Origin of the sequence: Alkalihalophilus lindianensis, from assembly GCF_032843265.1 — a bacterium.
Taxonomy (GTDB): Bacteria; Bacillota; Bacilli; order Bacillales; family Bacillaceae_D; genus Alkalihalophilus; species Alkalihalophilus lindianensis.
Window position 1 is genome coordinate 1 of record NZ_JAWJBA010000344.1, and the last position, 270, is coordinate 270.

Consider the following 270-nt stretch of genomic DNA (forward strand, 5'->3'; position numbering starts at 1 on the left):
TGCTTGTTCCCTCCTATTACTTAAAGTTGAAGTGGACGTACCCTTTGATACGTTAGTGTATTATCGTACTGACAGGTTACGTTATTCGCAGCCTTCTTCAAAACATCCAAGATTGCTAAATCAAACAGAATATGCGCCTCAATACAGCTTTGGAGTACCTCTCCATAGACAACCTCATCAGCAGCTTCTGAGATAATTTCAGCTGCCACCCACTCCGGATACCTGGTAATGCCAATGGTTGAATAGGAAGGTGTGACTTCTGCTTGGCGA

General features: G+C 43.7%; 1 protein-coding gene. It reads right to left on the reverse strand.

What is annotated here, in order from left to right:
- Positions 1-20: 20 nt before the first annotated feature.
- The coding region (locus RYX56_RS22510) for a hypothetical protein (protein WP_317124141.1) at positions 21-270 on the reverse strand (250 nt) is incomplete at its 5' end.